Source organism: Roseateles microcysteis (genome assembly GCF_036880965.1).
Lineage (GTDB): Bacteria > Pseudomonadota > Gammaproteobacteria > Burkholderiales > Burkholderiaceae_C > JAUASW01.
Map to the genome: position 1 here is coordinate 1 of NZ_JBAJMV010000001.1, position 17,827 is coordinate 17,827.

The following is a 17,827-nucleotide window of genomic DNA, read 5'->3' on the forward strand; positions in this document are numbered from 1 at the left end:
CGACATCGAACTTCCTCTTGCTGATATCCACACCTAGCTTCGTTCTCATGACGTTCCTTCGCAAAGCGCTTATCCGACTTGCGCACCCTGATATGCGGGGTCGCCACCGGAGAGGCTCCGGCAGCGCCCCAAGACACCGTTCGAGCTGTCGTGTCGAATCCGCCGGGGGCACCAGTCTTTACCTCTGGCTCAAAGGCCATAGGGGGAGCGCGGCATCACCCTGACGGGCTTCGCTAAAGCGGAACGAAGCAGCGTGATTCTGATATCAGGGGGAGGCGCCGGCTGCAAGCCGGCGACGGAGGACTGAGCCCGGACACAGACAGTCCTGAGGACTGTCTGTGCCTGGCGAAGGATCAGGCCTCTGGCCAGAGCATGAGCGGAGGGATGCCCGCTGGCGGCCTGATCTTCGACGAACCCAGACACCAGAACACGAACGGCCGCAACGTGCCGTCAAGAGGCATCCACAAATTCTTCCGGCCGTCGCTCAGCGGCGTTGCCTCGCCGGGTGGAAGACGGTGCGCTGCACCCAGGTCCGCAGGCTGATGGCGCGGTCGCTGCTGCGCTCGGCCAGGTACTTCAGCAAGAGCTCGTCCTGCACATAGAGCTGGCGCTCGTACTCGCGCACGCCGTCCTCGTTGAGGCGTCGCAGCACCAGTTCGTTGGGTGGCTCGCCGAGCGCACGGCCCAGGTCTCCAAGGCAGAGCCAGCGCTCCCGATGCTCCTCCTGGACACGGATGTGCACGCCCTTGAACTCGTAGTGCAGGCCCTCGCGTTCATGCCAGCGCGCCCAGCGCAGCCAGCGCCCCATGTCGCCGAACAGGCCGATCAGCTCGGGCGCCAGGAAGATGCCCCACAGCGTGGCCGTGAGCACCAGCGCAGCAGTCCAGTTCTGAAGCCAGTGCTGCATCAGCAGAGTGCCGAGCACGCAGGCGCCCAGCTTGATCCAGCGCGCAGTCGTCATGTGCCAGCGCTCATGGCGCTGCGCGTCATAAACCGGCTTGCCGCGCCGCATGGCTCAGAAGCTCAGTGTCTTCACACCGGTGGACGTTCCCAGCAGGCAGACGCTCGCGCGATTGCGGGCGAACACGCCCACGGTGACCACGCCGGGCCACTGGTTCACCTCGGCCTCGAAGGCTTTCGGGTCCTTGATCTGCAGGCCGCGCACGTCGAGGATCTGGCAGCTGTTGTCGGTGATGACGCCAGCGCGCAGGGTGGCCGTGGCGCCCATGGCTGCAAAGCGGCGAGCGATCTGCGCTGCAGCCATCGGGATCACTTCCACCGGCAAGGGGAACTGGCCCAGCACCGGCACCAGCTTGGATTCGTCGGCAATGCAGACAAAGCGCTCGGCCAGGTCGGCAACGATCTTCTCGCGTGTCAGCGCAGCGCCGCCACCCTTGACCATGTGGCCGCCATGATCGATTTCGTCAGCGCCATCGATGTAGACCGGCAGGCTCTCGACCTCGCCGGCTTCCAGCACCTGGATGCCCAGCGCCTTCATGCGCTCGGTGGAGCGGACCGAGCTGGAGACGGCACCCTTGATCTGCAGGCCGCTGGCGGCCAGGGCGTCGATGAACTTGTCCACCGTCGAGCCGGTGCCGACACCGACGATGCCGCCGGCCGGAACAAATTGCAGGGCGGCCTGGCCGACCAGGGTCTTGAGTTCGTCTTGGGTCATGTCGATGAAGAAGGAGTAGGTTCAGGAATTCTGGCGGCGGGTCTTCACGGCTTCGGCCAGGGTGCGCAGCAACGGCCCGGTCTGGCCCCAGCCCAGGCAGGCATCGGTGATCGAGACGCCGGGCTTCAGGTCGCTCTTGGTCTGGCCCGGGGCCAGGTCTTGCCGGCCCGGCTGCAGATGCGATTCGATCATCACGCCGGTGATGCGCTTGTCGCCAGCCGAGATCTGGGCCGCCACGTCATTGCCGACGTCGATCTGGCGCTCGTACTTCTTGCTCGAGTTGGCGTGCGAGAAGTCGATCATCACCTGCTCGCGAAGGTTCGAGCCGCGCAGCGCATCGCAGGCCGCCGCGACCGAAGCCGCGTCATAGTTTGGCGCCTTTCCGCCGCGCAGGATGATGTGGCAGTCGGCATTGCCGCGGGTCTCGAAGATCGCAGCCGCGCCCATCTTGGTCATGCCCATGAAGGCATGGCTGGCGCTGGCGGCGAGCACCGCATCACTGGCCACCTTGATGCCGCCATCGGTGCCGTTCTTGAATCCGACCGGGCAGCTGAGGCCGGAGGCGAGCTGGCGGTGACTCTGGCTCTCGGTCGTGCGGGCGCCGATGGCGCCCCAGGCGATCAGGTCGGCGATGTATTGGGGCGAGAGCAGGTCCAGGAACTCGGTGCCGGCCGGCAGGCCCAGCGCGGTGACATCCAGCAGCAATTGACGGGCCAGGCGCAGGCCTTCGTTCATGTGGAAGCTGCCGTCCAGGCGCGGGTCGTTGATATAGCCCTTCCAACCCACCGTGGTGCGCGGCTTCTCGAAGTAGACGCGCATCACGATCAGGAGTTCCTTGCGCAGCTCCTGCTCGGCGGTCTTGAGCAGGCGGGCATAGTCCATCGCCTGGTCGTGATCATGGATCGAGCAGGGGCCGACGACGACCAGCAGCCGGTCGTCCCGCCCGTGCAGCACGTCGCCAATTTCACGGCGCGCGCGCTCGACCAGCGCCTGCGAGGCCTCGGGCAGCGGCAGCTCGTCGAACAGCAGGGCCGGCGAGATCAGCGGGCGGACCGCGCCGATGCGGGTGTCGTCGGTGCGGGTGCTGTCGCGGGTGGCGTCGAGGTCGTGGCGGCTGGCTTCGGGAGTGGTCATGATGCGGTCCTGCGTGAGCCGGACATTATGGTCCGCCGGATGTTGCAATGCGACAATCCCGGCCCATGTCCCTCGTTCCCTACGCCCTCACCCGCCCCTTTCTGTTCGGCCTGGACCCGGAGCACGCCCATGAGTTGACGCTCGGCGCCATCGCCCGGCTGCAGAACACACCCGCCCAGTGCATCTGGTCGCAAGCGCGCATTGCCGACCCGGTGACCGTGGCCGGCCTCAAGTTCCCCAACCGCATCGGCCTTGCCGCCGGCCTGGACAAGAACGGCCGCTGCATCGACGGCCTGGGCGCCATGGGTTTCGGCTTCATCGAGGTGGGCACGGTCACGCCCAAGGGCCAGCCGGGCAACGAAAAACCGCGCATGTTCCGCCTGCCGCAAGCCGATGCCCTGATCAATCGCCTGGGCTTCAACAACGAGGGCCTGGCGGCTTTTCTCGCCAATGTGCAGCGTGCCCGCAGCTTCCGTGCCGCGGGCGGCCTGGTGGGCCTCAACATCGGCAAGAACGCCGCCACGCCGATCGAGAACGCGGTGGACGATTACCTGATCGGCCTTGAGGGGGTGTTCCCGCATGCCGACTACATCACCGTCAACATCTCCAGCCCCAACACGAAGAACCTGCGTGCGCTGCAGAGCGACGAGGCACTCGACGCCCTGCTTTCGCAGCTGCAAGCCAGGAAGCAGCAGCTGCAGAAGGCCAGTGGTCGCCGGGTGCCGATGTTCGTGAAGATCGCGCCCGACCTCGAAGAAGACCAGGTCGCCGTGATCGCGCAAACGCTGCAGAAGAACGGCATCGACGGCGTGATCGCGACCAACACCACGATCTCCCGCGATGCAGTGCAAGGGCTGGCGCATGCCGGCGAGATGGGCGGCCTCTCCGGCCGGCCGGTGTTCGAGGCCAGCAACCGCGTGATCCGCCTCCTGCGCGCCGCGCTGGGCAAGGACTTTCCCATCATCGGCGTCGGCGGCGTGCTGTCTGGCGACGATGCCCGCGCCAAGATCCAGGCAGGTGCCGACCTGGTGCAGCTCTACACAGGGCTGATCTACAAGGGTCCGGCCCTGGTGCGCGAATGCGCCGAGGTCTTGGCCAGGGTCTAGGGCAGCGAACTCGGCGGCCAGCCGTGCCGCAAGTCCCGGGCTAGCCCCAGGGCGCACAGCCGCGTTGGGCTGGCATAGTCCGCGCCAAGAATAATCGGGGAGGGATCCATGGAATCGCGCGCCTTGACGCGCGCCTTCGGGCGTGCACGTTTGCTACTTGCTACCGGCTTGCTGACCGGCCTGGTCGCCTGTGGCGGCGGCGGTGGAGGTGCTGCGGGCACCGCCCCTGCCACAGGTGGGAACAGCAACCCACCGACAAGCACGTCGCCGGCACCGGCCAACCGGGCACCTTTGGCCAGCGCCAGCGGCGGCAGCAATGTGCAGGAGGGAGACACGGTTCGGCTGGACGCCAGCCAGAGCAGCGACCCCGATGGCGACACGCTACGTTATCGCTGGAGTTTCCAGGAGCGCCCTGAAGGCAGTGCGGCGACCCTCGATGGCGCAGAGAGCAAGCAGCCCAGCTTTGTCGCCGACAAGGGTGGCAAGTACCGCATCGCGCTGGTGGTCAGCGACGGCACGCTTGAGAGCAGCACTACGCTCGAGCTGAAGGCCAACCGGCAGCCCAAGGCCGCGATCAAGGGGCCGCTCGGCGTGCTTTCCGGGCAGACCTTCGCGCTCGATGGCAGCGCCAGCAGCGACCCGGACGGCGATTCGCTGAGCTACACCTGGACACTCAGCCAGAAGCCGGATGGCAGCAAAGCCTCGCTCGATGCCAGCACCGGCGCCCGGGTCAGCCTCACGCCCGACATCATGGGCAACTACTGCTTCTACCTGCAGGTGAGCGACCCCAACAGCGGCGGCCGCCTGTCCTTGCCCGCCTCGCACTGCGTTCGGCTCGAGGAACGTCCGCTGGCCAAGATCACCGCACCGGCGAGCGCGAGTTCCAGCACCGAGGTGCAGCTGAACGGCTTTTTCAGCGTCGCGGAATGGGGCGGCATTGGCGGCTACACCTGGCGCGTGGTGTCCGCGCCGGCACGCAGCGAGGCCAGGATGATCCTTCCCACGTCGATGCGTGCAAGGCTGTGGGTTGACCTGCCTGGTGCGTACACAGTCGAGCTGGTCGTCAAGGACATGCAAGGCATCTACAGCCTCCCGGTCACGACCACGATACAGGTGACGGCCAGCTCGCAGCATCCCACCACACCGGTCATCACCCTGCCGGTCGAACCCATCCTGGCGACTCAAGAGGCGAGCTTGCGGGTGTCTGCGCTGGACCCTGGCAACGGCACGGTCAGCTATGTCTGGCGTTTCGCGGACGGAACCACCGGCACCGGTGCAACGCTGAGCCGTCGCTTCGCCACGCCAGGCCAGTATGCAGTGACCGTCACGGCGACCAATGGCCTGGGCTTGAGCAGCACGGTCACAACCGTGGTCCGCGTGGCCGAAGCCTTGACCGGCGGCCCGCAGCCGGCCTGCATGGGCAGCAGGTGCGGCGCCAGCAGTGCGACCCGCTATTCCGGAAGCGGAGTGGGCATCTGGACGATCAACAACACCAGCTCGCACGATCAGGTGCTGGACCTGGACATAGACAACGTTGGGCCCGGGCAGAGCGTGGTGCTCCTCTTCGCGAACGCTGGCGAGCAGGACTCGATTCCCCTGCCCGCCTACGGCGTCGCGCCCGCGCCAGGGGCCACCAACGCGCCTCAGCGCACTCCGGCGCAAGCTGCCCTGCCGGCACGCACCGCGATCGAATCGGTTCTGGTCCATCGCTACCACGAGAGCACCGTGGAGACCTATCTGGCGTCCCGGCAGGCCCGAGCCATACCCGCAGAAACCCGCCGGCGCGCGAGCAGCAGCAGCAGCAGCAGCACCGGTGGCAAGCCTCGGCCTGCGCCACCCCTGCACAGCACACGTGAATGGACGGGCGCGCTGGGAGAGAAAGTGCCCTATCAGACCCAGGTCGAGGCCAGTTGCCAGCTGGCGAATGGCCGCAACATCGTCTTCTGGATCGACTCGGCCGGCCTGCTGGCCGGGCAGATCAAGCTCAGCCAGATCGATGCCATGCGAGAGTTCGCCTGCGGCAGCGACGGTGCCTTCGCTCGGCTGACCGCCATCGCGGGCGACTTCTGGGGCCCGCATCAAGACAGCACGCTGATCAGCGACGACACCCTGCAGGATGTCAACGTCGTCATCGGCTACCCCAAGGAGCCAATCGGCGCTGGCGGCTACTACTGGATAGATGCCATGCGAACGAAGGCAACCAATCCCAACTCCAACGAGGCGGTGGCGCTGTTCCTCAACATGCGCGACTTCGCGAACAGCACCCGCCACTACCTGCATTCGGTGCTCATACATGAGGCTACGCACGCCATCAATGGCTACCAGCGCCTGGCCCGTCGCGGCGTCTGGCATGAATCCTGGCTCGAGGAAACGAGCGCCATGATGGGTGAAGACCTGGTGGCCTCGGCGCTGTTGAAAGATGAGCAGGGCCAGCCTTACAGCAATGTGATTTCCATGCTCAGGTTCTTTGCAGCGGACCTGTCCAGCAAGAGCTACACCCGCTACCTCTCGGCCCTGGATGGGGGCAATGAGAAGTACATCGTGGGCGGCAGTTTCGGTGCTTTTCTGAACCGCCGCCATGGCCTGCAGCTGTTCCAGTACCTGATCAATCAATGCTCGGACAGCTCGGCCGGCCAGTCCAGCTACCAATGCGTGGATGCAGCCATCCGGGCCTCGGGTGGCAATGGCTTTGTCGATGAGTTTGTGCGCCTGTATGTAAGCGGGAAAACGCCGTTGAGCGCTGGCGAGGCGCCGGCTGGCTACGGCTGGCCCCTGGCTCAGTCGGACAAGATCGTGTTGCCAGAGTTCGACGCAGCCAAGCCGTACTTCACCAATGCGGGCCAGGAGAATCCCGAATACGTGCCATCGCCCTTGGAGAAATTTGAGCGCACGACCGCGATCCGCATCGCCGACAACGCGCCCAACGGGGCCACGCGCTATCGCCGCATGGGCATCATGCTGCCGCCTGGCATGAGCCTGGCCGTCGTCATCCACTGAGCCCCCGGGCCATTCCCTAAGGGTTCCGCCTCCCCCTGCCTCAAGGCCCCCCGCGGCGGGGGGCGCGAGGGGGGCGGGCTCTCCCTATCGTCCCGTCCGTGGCTGGCCGCTCCGGGCCGGACCGATATGGAGATCCCGCAATGAGCCTCGACACCCAGTCCGCAGCCAACGCCTGCGGCGCTGCGCCGCCCAACCGGCGGACCCTTCTCAAATCGCTGGCCGGTGCCGCCGCTGCCATGGCCGGCGCCGGGCTCATCGCCCCGGCCCAAGCCACACAGCTCAAGCCGCACAACCTGACCAAGCTGATCAACGATGCCGACACCATCATCGCCGGCAAGGTGATCCGCGTGACCGACGGCATGCAGGGCAATGTGCCCTACACCGAGGTGACGATCAGCGTGGCCAGCTCGGCCAAGAAGAAGATCGCCACGCGCTCGGAGTACAAGTTCCGACAGTTCGGTCTGGCCAAGGCCCGCAAGATGCCGGACGGCCGCTTCTTCCTCGGCATGGCCCCGGAGGGCATGGCCAGGTGGACGAAGGACGAGCAGGTATTCGCCTTCCTCTACAAGCCAGCCGCCCGCACCGGCCTGCGCACCACGGTGGGCATGGGCATGGGCAAGTTCAACGTGATGGGCGGCCGCTCGGCCAACGCCTTCAACAACCGCGGCCTGTTCGACAACGTGCGCTTCAGCGGTGTGACCCTGAGCCCGCTGGAAACCGAAATGCTCGGCAAGTCAGGCGGTGACGTCGATGCCAACGTGCTGATGGGCCTGGTCAACAAGGCCGTCGCCGGTCAATGGATCCAGAAGGGGATGATGAAGTGAACCTCAAGACATTGCACAAGGCGCTGGGCGCCCTCGCCCTGCTGGCCGTGGGCCTGGCGCAAGCCGCCGGCCCGCTGTACACCACCGACAAGCCGGGCAAGCCGACGCCGCTGCGCTGGAACACCAGCAAGCCGGTGCCGATCTACACCGACCTCGGCGTCTATGCCTATGACGTCGATGGCGTCGCACCCTTCATCACCAACGAGCGCGCCAGGGAGATGGTGGCTTTCGCGGTGAAGCAGTGGAGCGACGTGAAGACCTCTACCTGGAAGGGCTACGTCGCCGGCGACTTCACCAAGGTGCCCAGCATCGGCGCGAACGTCGACGCGACCAATGTCGACAAGGTCTACGGCCAGTACAACGGTGGCGGCATGCACGTCATCTACGACACCGACGGCTCCATCCTCGAAAACTACTTCGGCCTGCCCAAGGACGCGGTGCTGGGCATCGCATTCCCCGAGATCGCCGAAGACAGCGATGGCGACGGCTACGAGGACACCATTGTCGAAGCCACGGCCCTGATGAACGGTTACGCGGTCAATATCAATGACCCGACGGGCCGCCAATTCACCGGCATCATGACGCACGAGTTCGGCCACGCGCTGAACCTCTCGCATGCGCAGGTGAACGGCCAGCTGGCCTTCTTCAGCATCCCGGGCTATTTCGACCTCTATCCCGGCGTGCCGGGTTGCGTGGCGCCGCTGCACCATCCGGGCTATGGCGGTACCGACATGCCGATCAAGCATGTCGAGACCATGTTCCCCTTCATCGATCCGGGCGCGGAGATCGGCTACGAGATGAGCACGGTCGACATGCCGGACGACATCGCCGCCGTCTCCAACCTGTACCCGACGGCCACCTACCGCTCCAGCACCGGCAGCATCGCCGGCACCCTGAAGCTGAAGGACGGCCGCACGCCTTACAGTGGCGTCAACATCATTGCCCGCAACGTCAACAACCCCTTGGGTGATGCGGTGTCGGCGATGACCGGTGACCAGACGCAAGGCAAGGTCGGGCCTGACGGCCGCTTCCAGATCAACAACCTGAAGCCCGGCCAGCAGTACGTGGTCTACATGGAAGAGATCGTGGCCGGTGGCTACCCGACAACGCCGCGCGCCCTGGTCTCGGAAGCCGAGTACTGGAACAGCGGCGAAAGCAGCAGCCCCTCCGCCGACCGAGCCTGTACATCGACACCGATCATGGCTGGCGCCGGCACGACGGCCAAGGCAGACCTCGTCTTCAACGGCTACGACAACGGCGTTGACTACTACCCGGTCGTCGATGCCAACCTGATCAAGCTGTCCAAGAATGGCAGCAAAGCATCGGGCGTCTTCTTCGCCACCGCCTTCAGCTGGGACATCAAGAAGGGCATCGAAGTCTTCCCGCCCGAGATCATTGCCACCAACGGTGGCATGGACAAGAGTGGCGACGTCTTCCTCATCAACACCGACGTTGACGGCAACGGCATCTCGTCGGCCGCACTTTGGGAGAAGGGCAAGATCACCAACCTCGGCAGCCTGAACAAGGACAAGTGCGGTGGCTCCAGCTTCGCCGGCCCGATGTCCAGCTATGGCTTCGCGCTCTCCGACGATGGCAAGACGGCGGTGGGCCTGGGCTATGTGGATTCGGACGGCGACGGCTCCTGCGAAAGCGGCTTCCTGCCCGAGGTCCTGCCGGTCATCTGGACCGAGCGAGGCGGGCTGCGCAAGCTCGACGCCAGTGGCCACGATTTCGCCAACGAAGGCTGGCTGCGCGCCCAGGCCCTGTCCGGCGACGGCTCGGTCGTGCTCGGCGAAACCAACTACGGCAAGGCGGTCGCCTGGGTGGAAGAAGGCAAGCGCGTCGACCTGTGGGCGATGTATGGCGGCACCAGCGCCTATTCGGCAAACCGTGATGGCAGCAAGGTGCCGATGGACTCGGTCAAGAAGATCAAGCGCGTCATCGACGGCCAGGTCTATGACGACTGGATCTCCAACGGCGCCATCGTCTGGAACGGCAAGGCTGGAGCCAAGTCGGCGATCACCAAGCTGCCGGTGATGCGCTGGTGCGTGGACATGCCGATCCCGGCCTTCATCGACTGGTCCGGCAACCTGAACGACCCCTGCGCCAGCGGCGCCGATGCCGTGCGCGCCGAATACGGTGTGATCCCGATGCAGCTCAACGACCTCAGCGACGACGGCAAGGTCATCGTCGGCCGCGCCGGTTCCTGGCTCTATGGCAGCTTCGAGGGCGTGATGTACCTGGACGGTCTGGGCTGGATCAAGCTGAGCGACTTCTTCCGCAAGCAAGGCGTTGCCGAGGCCTATCGCTACGGCCTGCAGAACCCGATCTCGGTCAATGCGGCCGGTGACGAGATGATCGGCGGCCTGATGGGCGTGAACCAGACCTGGTACGTGGACATGAAGAACGTCTTCGTCTGCGACAACCACCGCGACGAGAAGGTCAGCTTCCCCGAGACCTTCGTCAAGAAGATCAAGGGCGGTGCCCGGATGGGCCGCTGCGCGCACCAGTAATTGCGGTACTGCGTGTGAGCTTCAAGCCCGGTCCAGTGACCGGGCTTTTTTGTGCTTCATCGCCGAACGGCGGGACGACGCCAAGCGGCACATTGCTGCCATTCGTTTTCTTGTTCCTCTGTTGGTCGAAGATCAGGTCGGCAGTGGGTTCCCCTGCGCTCGTGTCCCCCGGCCCTGGCTGCGCCAGGTCCTCCTCCTTTACCTCGCTTCGGGAAACCCACTGCCGACCTGATCCGCACCACTGTGGCCTTCGCCTGGTGGCAGGCGCAGGTTCGGCCGAGGGCGTCGGGTGAGGGTTTGGGCGAGGTAAAGGAGGAGGATCGGGCGAAGCCCGGTCCGGGGGACAGGAGCACAAGCCCTCACCCGATGGCCTCGGCAGCGCGAAAGAAGGAAACAGCGTGTGGCTGCTATGTGCCGTCAAGAGACATCCCTGAAATTCGGCGATGAACCATTTGCTTCGTTCATGCCGCCATGCGATGCGCGGCCTGCAAGCCCTGCCGCTGCGCGGCCGGCAACTGACCGGCACGCATCAGGCAGGCTGCCACCAGCAGCGCCGGCAAGCCGATCAGGCTGCAGACAAGGGTCCAGGCAAGACCTGCCCCCAAACCGAGCTGGCGCCGACGTGCCAGCAAGGCACCGGCAAGCGCGGACAGGAGCAGCAGCGAGTAGCCGATGCGTTGGATCTCAAGCGGCGGTATGAGCGGCAGTCCCGCCATCTCGACGCCGTTCTGACTGCGGTGCAAGGCCTCGTCGAGCGCCACAAGCAGCCCATGCTGCAGGGGTGACACCATCCAGTAGATCCAGCTGTAGGCGTCCGCAAAGCTGGGTTTCAACTTGCGCGACAGCAGCTGGCTGACCTGTCCTGCCGCATCGACACGCAGGAGCGTCTGCCAAGGCCGGCTCGGCTCCAACGGTCGACCTTCGAAGATGGAGACAAGCCAGGTGTCGCCCTGCTGGATCACTTCGACATTGCGCAGGTCGCGCACTCCATGTGCAAGTGCCAGCCGCCACCGCGGCGCACCGCCCTTGTCCACGAGCAGCAGCTCCCGGTTGCTGAGCAGCAGGCTCTCCTGCGCCGCGCCCAGCGCTTCAGGCAGGGCGACAAAGCGGTCCTGTGCATCAGGAAGCAGCAGCACCCGCTGCAGCCGCTGACCACCGGGCTGCGGCTGCAGCAACTCGGCGCCGTCAGCCAGCCAGCGGCCCATGGGCAAGAGCGGCTGCTCGAAGCGCTGTGCCTCGGGCACCGGCCCGGCCGGCTCGAGCAAGCCCTGGCGGCCCAGGCGCGCCACCTGCCGGCCGTTGTTGTCGAAGGCCAGGTAGACCTGCTCGGCGTGGCTGTACTCCATGCGCCAGCCACGCTCGGCCCAGCCCCAGCTCAGCGATTTGCGCCGCCCGGGCTGGAAGCGCACCGGCATGCGGTCGAATTCCGGGCCCAGGCTGGCTGCAGGCCAGGCCTTCCATTGCGCCGCGTCGATAGTGCGCCCCTCGGCCTGGCCCAGTGCCTCGGCCAGCCGGGCACGCGGATTCAGGCGTTGCAAGGCCTCATAGCTACCGGCCTGCGGCTGCCGCTCGAACTGCGGATGCACGCCGGCCGCCGCCATCGCCGCCTGCGTGGCCAGCGAACTGCCGATCTGCATCAACACCGTCACGGCCAGCACCATCGGCAGGCCCAGCAGCACGGGCGTAGACCAGCCTCGGGGCATGCTGGCCAGGTCGGGCTTGAACACCCGCTGCAGCGCGGCGAGCAGCCACAGCACCAGGCCCGCCATTGGCAGCAGCAGCCAGGGCAAGGCCAGGAAGTCGGCAATCAGGAGAAAGGGGCTCATCAGCATCAGCAAGGCCCAGCGGCCAGGCGCCAGCAAGGCGATGGCCGCCGCCAGATAGCCCGCCATCGCCAGCAGCCAGGCCTGCACCGCCAAGCCGAGCTGCCATGTCTCGACCAGGCCGCCCGAGAGGCTGGCGACCGGCAATGCCAGCGCCACGGGCAGCAGCACCACGGCGACCAGCAGGAGCGCCGCAGCGCCCACCAGGCTCAGCATCAGGCGCTGCGGCGGCACCGGACGGTGCAGCAGATTCATCCAGGCGTTGGGACGGCTGTGGCCCCACATCTGCCAGGCGCCCAGCAACTGCCCCACGACGACAAAGACACCACCGATCACCACCAGCAAGCCGATATTGGGCTGGGCCATGTCGGTCATGCGGCACAGATAGGACAGGCCGGCCAGGTTCAGGAACGCAAGGCCCAGCGCCCAGCCGCGGTAGCGGCGCATTTCAGCGAGCATCAACTCAGGCATGGACCGCCTCCTTGGATTCATTCTTCTTCTGGCGGCGCGGCGCCGCATGGTTCTTGGCCAGGAAGGCATTGACAGCCCGATCCAGGCCCACGTCAGCACTGACGGCGCGACGGGCGCCGAGTTCCTTGAGTGCCGCAGCCACCGTCGCCTCGTCCTGATCGAGCAGGAGCAGATGGGTGATGCCGTCGAGGACCTGGCTCTGAAGATAGCCGGGCAGGCCTCGCAGGTCCGGCGCATTGAACGGGAACTCGATCTGCCACAGACGCACGCGCTGGCAGAAATCGTCCGGGCTGGACTGGTGGCGCAGCTCACCGCGCTCCAGCACCACGAGCTGGTCGGCGATGCGCTCGACCTCTTCCATCTGGTGCGAGCAATAGACGATGGTTGCCCCGCCCTGCTGACCGCTGAACAGCAATGCCTCCAGGAAGGCGCGCTTGGACACCACGTCCAGGCCCAGGGTCGGCTCATCCAGGATCAGCAGCTCGGGTTGCTGCGCCAGGGCCAAGGCCAGGCTCAGGCCGGCGCGCTCGCCGCGCGAGAGTTCGCTGACCCGCTGATGCAGCTCCACATTGAAATGCCCCAGCACCTCCTCAAGCATCGCCTCCTGCCAGCGCGCAATGCCCGGCGCGGCATAGAGGCGCCGCTGCATGCGGATCAATTGCTCCACGCCCATCCAGCCAGGCAGGCTGTGCTCCTCGTTCACGAAGCCGATGCGTGCGCGCTCGGCCGGGCCCAGCGCCTGGCTGTCCACACCCAGGACGCGGGCGCTGCCGCTGCTCGGTGCCATGAAGCCCAGCAGGATGCGGAACAGCGTGGACTTGCCAGCGCCATTGGCGCCGACGATGGCATGCACACCGCCGCGCGGCAGCCGCAGATTCAATTCATTCAAGGCCTTCTTGCCCTTGCCGAAGCTGCGGCACAGCGCCTCGGTTTCGATCAGCCAGTCACTCATCTGAACTCCTCTCGGCACCGCTGTCAGGCACGCTTGCGCGGCTGGCTGAGCAAGGCCAGCTCGTCGGCGAGCTGGCCCAGCATCTGCTCGGGCGTGAAGTCCAGGCCCACCACGTCGCCGACAAAGCGGTCGCAGGCCGCATCGAGCCGGCGCTGCTGCTCCTGGGAAGACAGCCGTTGCCGAGGCTCGGCCACAAACAGGCCGAGGCCGGGGCGCGCATCCAGCCAGCCTTCGGCAGTCAGCTCCTGATAGGCCTTGGCGACCGTGTTCGGATTGATCAGGAGCTGCTGGGCCAGGCCGCGCACGCTGGGCAGCATGTCGCCCACCACCAGTTCGCCGGCCGCGACCTGGCGCCGGATCGCATCGACGATCTGCCGCGTGATCGGGCGCGAGTCGCCGGGCGCGATGTCGAGTATCAAAGGGGTCTGGCGTGGCATGGCCGTCCTTGCTGTACTAGTTCAATGAGTACAGTTTAGACAAACTTGGGCGCCTACCGTGGTGCTGGAAGTCATACGCTGCGGTGAAAGCGCTGCTGAGAGAATGTTGGCCTCTCTCCTTCTCTACAGAAATCCACGCCATGCAGCCCCAAATCCACGCCGCCTCAGTTCCCGTTTTCAAGCAGATGCTGGGCGCCCTGAGCGAAGTGCTGGCCAAGGCCGAGGCCCATGCCACGGCGCGCAACATCGAGCCGGCCGCTCTTCTGCAGGCGCGCCTCTTCCCCGACATGTTTGCCCTGGTGCGCCAGGTCCAGGTGGCCTGCGACTTTGCGGCCGGTGTCAGCGCCCGCCTGGCTGGCGCCGAGGTGCCGAGCTATGAGGCGACCGAGCAGAGCTTTGCCGACCTGCAGGCCCGCATCGCCAAGACCCTGGCCTTCATCGAAGGCCTGGATGCGGCGCAGTTTGCCGAAGCCGCCACGCGCGAGATCGTGATCCGCCCCGGCACCCCGAAGGAGCGCCGCTTCGCCGGCCAGGCCTATCTACTGCACTACGGCCTGCCGCAGTTCTTCTTCCACGTGGCCACCGCCTACGGCCTGATGCGCCACAACGGCGTTGAAGTGGGCAAGAAGGACTACATGGGCACCTACTGAACCTGGCGCGATCCAGCCCGTCCGAACGGCCTGCACCTTGCAGGCCATTTTGCTTCTGAAGGACTGATTGCTCAGTACTTGTCCCCGGGGACGTGGGGAGGGAACAGCACAAAGTCACTGCAAAATGCGGCCGGCAAAAAACATAATTTTCCAGGGAGGACTGGATGCCTGACCACGACCGGCCGTGCGCGTCGCTGCGCCGCTTTCTTTTCCTTGCGCTGCTCGCCCTCGGCCTGGCGGCATGCGGCGGGGGCGGCAGCTCCGGCTCCGGCACTACCAGCCCACCACCGGCGCTGCTCGTGGCGCCAAGCATCGCCACCGCGCCTCAGGACGCCAGCGTCGCCGATGGTGCGACAGCGAGCTTCAGCGTGGTCGCCAGTGGGACCGGCCCATTTACCTACCAGTGGCAGCTGAACGGAAGCAACCTTGCCGGCGCCACGCAGGCCAGCTACACGACCGCTGCGCTCACGGCAGCGGACGTTGGCAACAAATATCAGGTGATCGTCGCCGGTCCGGGCGGCAGCATCACGAGCGCCGCCGCCAGCGTGAACATCAAGTTCGTTCCGATCACGATCGCCCAGCAGCCCGCGTCCAGCACGCTGCTCGAGGGTCGGACAGCCAGCTTCACCGTCCAGGCCACCGGCAGCGGACCTATCCGCTATCAGTGGCTGCGCAACGGCAGCAACCTGCCAGGCGCCACCGGCGCCAGCTACACGACCGCGGCCTTGACCGTTGATGAAACCGGCGCGAAGTACCAGGTGGAATTGAGCAACCCGGCCGGCGTGGTGCGCAGCGAAATCGCTGCCCTGACGGTCACGCCCGCCATCCCGGTTTTCGCGATCCAGCCGACCAACCAGACCGTCGCCGAACGCGATGGCGTCACGCTGACTGCCGCAGCGACAAGCAGTGTGCTGGTCAGCTATCAATGGAAGCGCAACGGTCAGAACATCGACGGCGCCACTTCCGCCACCTTCAGCTTCACCGCGACGATGGCGGAGAACGGGCAGCGCTTCACCCTTGTCGCAAGCAATGTCGCCGGCAGCATCGAGAGCCAGGCGGCGCTCATCTCGGTCAATCCATTGGCAGCGAGCTTCAAGCTGCAGCCACAGAACGCCAGTCTTTCGACGGGCGGCAGCGCAACCTTCACAGCGAGAGCGGAGGCCAGCGTGCCGCTGAGCTACCAGTGGCAAAGAAGCGTGGATTTCGACAGGAGCTGGCAGGCCATCGCGGGCGCCACCGAGACGACCTATCGCCTCAGCAACGTCACCCTGGCGGACAAATCTTCCTTCGTCCGGCTGGCCGCCAGCAACGGGCAGTCAACGACCTACAGCGAGCCGGCGCTCGTGGCTGTGCAGGCAAACGTTCAGGTGATCACCGGCCGGCTGGGCGGGGCGGGCAATGCGGACGGCAGCTCTTCTCAGGTCCGCTTTGCCGGCATCTCGGCACTGGCTCTGGATCCCTGGGGCAATGTCCATGTGAGCGACGGCAACACCATCAGGTTGTATTCGCAGGACGGACAGGTGTCGGTCTATGCCGGCAAGCCAGGGATTTCCAGCCGCCGCGACGGCCGGCTCGCAGACGCCACCTTCCAGGGCATCACCGCGCTGGCCTGCGCGAGCGACGGCTCGATCTACGTGGCCGAGCAGCAAACCGTTCGCAAGATTTCAGCCGACGGCTTGGTGACGACACTGGCCGGTTCCGATGTGATCGGCAGCACAGACGGCAAGGGCGCCGAAGCCAGCTTCACGCTCCTGGTCGGCATGACGCTGGATGCCGGCGGCGTTCTCTACGTGACCGACGGGCACACCGTGCGCAAGATCAGCGCCGACGGCCTTGTCACGACCATCGCAGGTAGGCCCAAGGAAGTCGTCGTGAGGGACGGTCGCGGCACCGCAGCGTCCTTTGGCAGCCCCGGCGCCATCGTCAAGGGGACGACGGGCGAGCTGTTCGTCACTGACGGAACGGCCATCCGCCGCATCGACAGCTCTGGCAATGTCAGCCGCTACGCAGGCGAGTACGACGTGCTAAATGCAGCCGTCGACGGCGAGCGCCTGAACGCCCGTTTCGACAGGCCGAACGGCCTGGCCATTGACGCGAGCGGCAGGCTTTGGGTGCTTGAGCGTTCGCGGGTTGTGCGCATTGATCAATACGGCTACGCGCAAACCATCGCCGGCATCGGTTCTCCCTACCTCTATGGTGACACTCCCCTGGACGGAAAGGGGGACCAGGCGCGCTTTCGCAATGCCAACAAGATCATTCGTGTCGGCAGCGACAGCTTCGTGATTGCGGACAACGGCCAGGCGCTGCGCGGTCTCACCGCGGATGGCACTGTCAACACACTGGCTGGACAGGCGGTACAAGCAGGCAAGGCCGACGGCAGTCTTGCGGCGGCCACCTTCAACAACCCGCGCGGCTTGCTTCCCATGCCCGATGGGTCGGTCCTGGTGGCCGACACCGACAACAGCCGCATCCGTCGCCTTGGCAACGACGGCCTGGTGAGCACCTTTGCCGGCAGCGACAGCGGCAACAAGGATGGCACGGGCACACAGGCGCGCTTCAAGCAACCAATCGCGCTCACGCGCGACGCAAGCGGCAACGTCTACGTCGCCGACGCGCAGGCCGCCATTCGCAAGATCACGCCATCGGGTGTGGTGAGCACCTTGCCCGGCACTGACAAGGACTTCCCCGGCGCCAAGGGCATTGCCGTTGATTCAAGTGGCGCGGTCTATGCGCTCGTCGGCTGTCGGGTCATCAAGCTCACAAGCGGGGGGCAGCTCAGCACCCTGGCCGGCAGCAGCACGGCCTGCGGAAACGCTGATGGTGAAGGTGCGCAGGCCAGGTTCGGTGCGCTTGAAGGCCTGGTGCTGGACGGCCAGGGCCGCCTGTTCGTGACCGACGGCAGCAACGCCATTCGCCGCATCGAACCCGACGGCCGTGTCAGCACGGTGGCCGGCGTCAGCGACTGGCCCGGCTACATAGACAATGAAGTTCCCAAGGCCCGGTTCAACGGCCTGGGCTCTTTGGCCATCGATGCCCATGGCAACCTCTATGTCGCAGACAAGGGCAACAGTGCAATCCGGCGCATCACGCCGGCCGGCTTTGTCCACACAGTGGTGGGGCGCTATGGGGTGCAGGCCCTGCAGCCGGGCCTAGATGGCGCGATCAATATTCCCTATGGCCTGGCCGTCCGCCCCAATGGCCGCCTGATCTTCATTTCAGAACAGGCCATCGCCAGCGACTGACCG

12 protein-coding genes are annotated in these 17,827 nt (G+C 65.9%); 6 read left to right on the forward strand and 6 right to left on the reverse strand.

Annotated features, from left to right (window positions below; translation table 11 throughout):
- Nucleotides 1-484 precede the first annotated feature (484 nt).
- From V3596_RS00005 to V3596_RS00015, 3 genes are read right to left on the reverse strand one after another with little or no spacing between them, the layout of a single operon-like run.
- Nucleotides 485-1,012 carry a BRO-N domain-containing protein gene (locus V3596_RS00005; RefSeq protein ID WP_334275524.1) on the reverse strand — a complete coding sequence of 176 codons (528 nt, stop codon included), beginning with the start codon at nucleotides 1,010-1,012 and terminating at the stop codon, nucleotides 485-487.
- Nucleotides 1,013-1,015: 3 nt separating this feature from the next.
- Nucleotides 1,016-1,675 carry a ribose-5-phosphate isomerase RpiA gene (gene rpiA / locus V3596_RS00010; RefSeq protein WP_334275525.1) on the reverse strand — a complete coding sequence of 220 codons (660 nt, stop codon included), beginning with the start codon at nucleotides 1,673-1,675 and terminating at the stop codon, nucleotides 1,016-1,018.
- Between the two features lie 21 nt (nucleotides 1,676-1,696).
- A complete protein-coding gene (locus V3596_RS00015; protein WP_334275526.1) occupies nucleotides 1,697-2,809 on the reverse strand; it encodes a 3-deoxy-7-phosphoheptulonate synthase in 1,113 nt (370 codons plus the stop codon).
- A gap of 65 nt (nucleotides 2,810-2,874) precedes the next feature.
- Here V3596_RS00015 and V3596_RS00020 point away from each other — a divergent pair, with 65 nt between their 5' ends.
- The 4 genes from V3596_RS00020 (at nucleotide 2,875) to V3596_RS00035 (ending at nucleotide 10,249) form a co-directional block, all read left to right on the forward strand.
- Complete coding sequence (locus V3596_RS00020; protein ID WP_334275527.1) at nucleotides 2,875-3,915, forward strand: quinone-dependent dihydroorotate dehydrogenase; 1,041 nt, start codon at nucleotides 2,875-2,877, stop codon at nucleotides 3,913-3,915.
- Nucleotides 3,916-4,023: 108 nt separating this feature from the next.
- Nucleotides 4,024-6,912 (forward strand): PKD domain-containing protein, encoded by a 2,889-nt coding sequence (locus V3596_RS00025; protein WP_334275528.1) that lies wholly within the window; start codon nucleotides 4,024-4,026, stop codon nucleotides 6,910-6,912.
- Nucleotides 6,913-7,052: 140 nt separating this feature from the next.
- Nucleotides 7,053-7,736, forward strand: coding sequence for a hypothetical protein (locus tag V3596_RS00030; protein WP_334275529.1), 684 nt, complete (start codon nucleotides 7,053-7,055; stop codon nucleotides 7,734-7,736).
- Nucleotides 7,733-10,249 carry a hypothetical protein gene (locus tag V3596_RS00035; RefSeq protein ID WP_334275530.1) on the forward strand — a complete coding sequence of 839 codons (2,517 nt, stop codon included), beginning with the start codon at nucleotides 7,733-7,735 and terminating at the stop codon, nucleotides 10,247-10,249. The genes V3596_RS00030 and V3596_RS00035 overlap by 4 nt, the downstream gene beginning before the upstream one ends.
- A 461-nt stretch (nucleotides 10,250-10,710) precedes the next feature.
- Here the strand turns inward: V3596_RS00035 and V3596_RS00040 are convergent, their stop codons facing one another.
- From V3596_RS00040 to V3596_RS00050, 3 genes are read right to left on the reverse strand one after another with little or no spacing between them, the layout of a single operon-like run.
- The gene (locus V3596_RS00040) at nucleotides 10,711-12,543 is read right to left on the reverse strand and encodes a hypothetical protein (protein ID WP_334275531.1); all 1,833 of its coding nucleotides are present in this window, start codon (nucleotides 12,541-12,543) and stop codon (nucleotides 10,711-10,713) included.
- Nucleotides 12,536-13,495: an ABC transporter ATP-binding protein gene (locus V3596_RS00045; protein ID WP_334275532.1), complete on the reverse strand. Its 960-nt coding sequence runs from the start codon at nucleotides 13,493-13,495 to the stop codon at nucleotides 12,536-12,538. The genes V3596_RS00040 and V3596_RS00045 overlap by 8 nt, the downstream gene beginning before the upstream one ends.
- Before the next feature lie 23 nt (nucleotides 13,496-13,518).
- Nucleotides 13,519-13,932, reverse strand: a complete 414-nt coding sequence (locus tag V3596_RS00050) for a GntR family transcriptional regulator (RefSeq protein WP_334275533.1) — start codon at nucleotides 13,930-13,932, stop codon at nucleotides 13,519-13,521.
- Between the two features lie 140 nt (nucleotides 13,933-14,072).
- Between V3596_RS00050 and V3596_RS00055 the strand changes: the two genes are divergently transcribed.
- Together V3596_RS00055 and V3596_RS00060 are read left to right on the forward strand one after the other, a co-directional pair.
- Entirely contained in the window at nucleotides 14,073-14,582 is a 510-nt protein-coding gene (locus V3596_RS00055) for a DUF1993 domain-containing protein (protein WP_334275534.1), read from the forward strand.
- 164 nt (nucleotides 14,583-14,746) lie between these two features.
- On the forward strand, nucleotides 14,747-17,824 hold the full coding sequence (locus V3596_RS00060) for an NHL repeat-containing protein (protein WP_334275535.1): 3,078 nt from the start codon (nucleotides 14,747-14,749) through the stop codon (nucleotides 17,822-17,824).
- The last annotated feature ends 3 nt before the right edge of the window (nucleotides 17,825-17,827 follow it).

What these genes read in the sequence shown, in the direction of transcription:
- V3596_RS00025 (WP_334275528.1), top strand. Translation starts at nt 4,024, where the DNA reads ATGGAATCGCGCGCCTTGACGCGCGCCTTCGGGCGTGCACGTTTGCTA.
- V3596_RS00040 (WP_334275531.1), bottom strand. Translation starts at nt 12,543, where the DNA reads ATGCCTGAGTTGATGCTCGCTGAAATGCGCCGCTACCGCGGCTGGGCG.
- V3596_RS00015 (WP_334275526.1), bottom strand. Translation starts at nt 2,809, where the DNA reads ATGACCACTCCCGAAGCCAGCCGCCACGACCTCGACGCCACCCGCGAC.
- V3596_RS00060 (WP_334275535.1), top strand. Translation starts at nt 14,747, where the DNA reads ATGCCTGACCACGACCGGCCGTGCGCGTCGCTGCGCCGCTTTCTTTTC.
- V3596_RS00055 (WP_334275534.1), top strand. Translation starts at nt 14,073, where the DNA reads ATGCAGCCCCAAATCCACGCCGCCTCAGTTCCCGTTTTCAAGCAGATG.
- V3596_RS00030 (WP_334275529.1), top strand. Translation starts at nt 7,053, where the DNA reads ATGAGCCTCGACACCCAGTCCGCAGCCAACGCCTGCGGCGCTGCGCCG.
- V3596_RS00050 (WP_334275533.1), bottom strand. Translation starts at nt 13,932, where the DNA reads ATGCCACGCCAGACCCCTTTGATACTCGACATCGCGCCCGGCGACTCG.
- rpiA (WP_334275525.1), bottom strand. Translation starts at nt 1,675, where the DNA reads ATGACCCAAGACGAACTCAAGACCCTGGTCGGCCAGGCCGCCCTGCAA.
- V3596_RS00005 (WP_334275524.1), bottom strand. Translation starts at nt 1,012, where the DNA reads ATGCGGCGCGGCAAGCCGGTTTATGACGCGCAGCGCCATGAGCGCTGG.
- V3596_RS00020 (WP_334275527.1), top strand. Translation starts at nt 2,875, where the DNA reads ATGTCCCTCGTTCCCTACGCCCTCACCCGCCCCTTTCTGTTCGGCCTG.
- V3596_RS00045 (WP_334275532.1), bottom strand. Translation starts at nt 13,495, where the DNA reads ATGAGTGACTGGCTGATCGAAACCGAGGCGCTGTGCCGCAGCTTCGGC.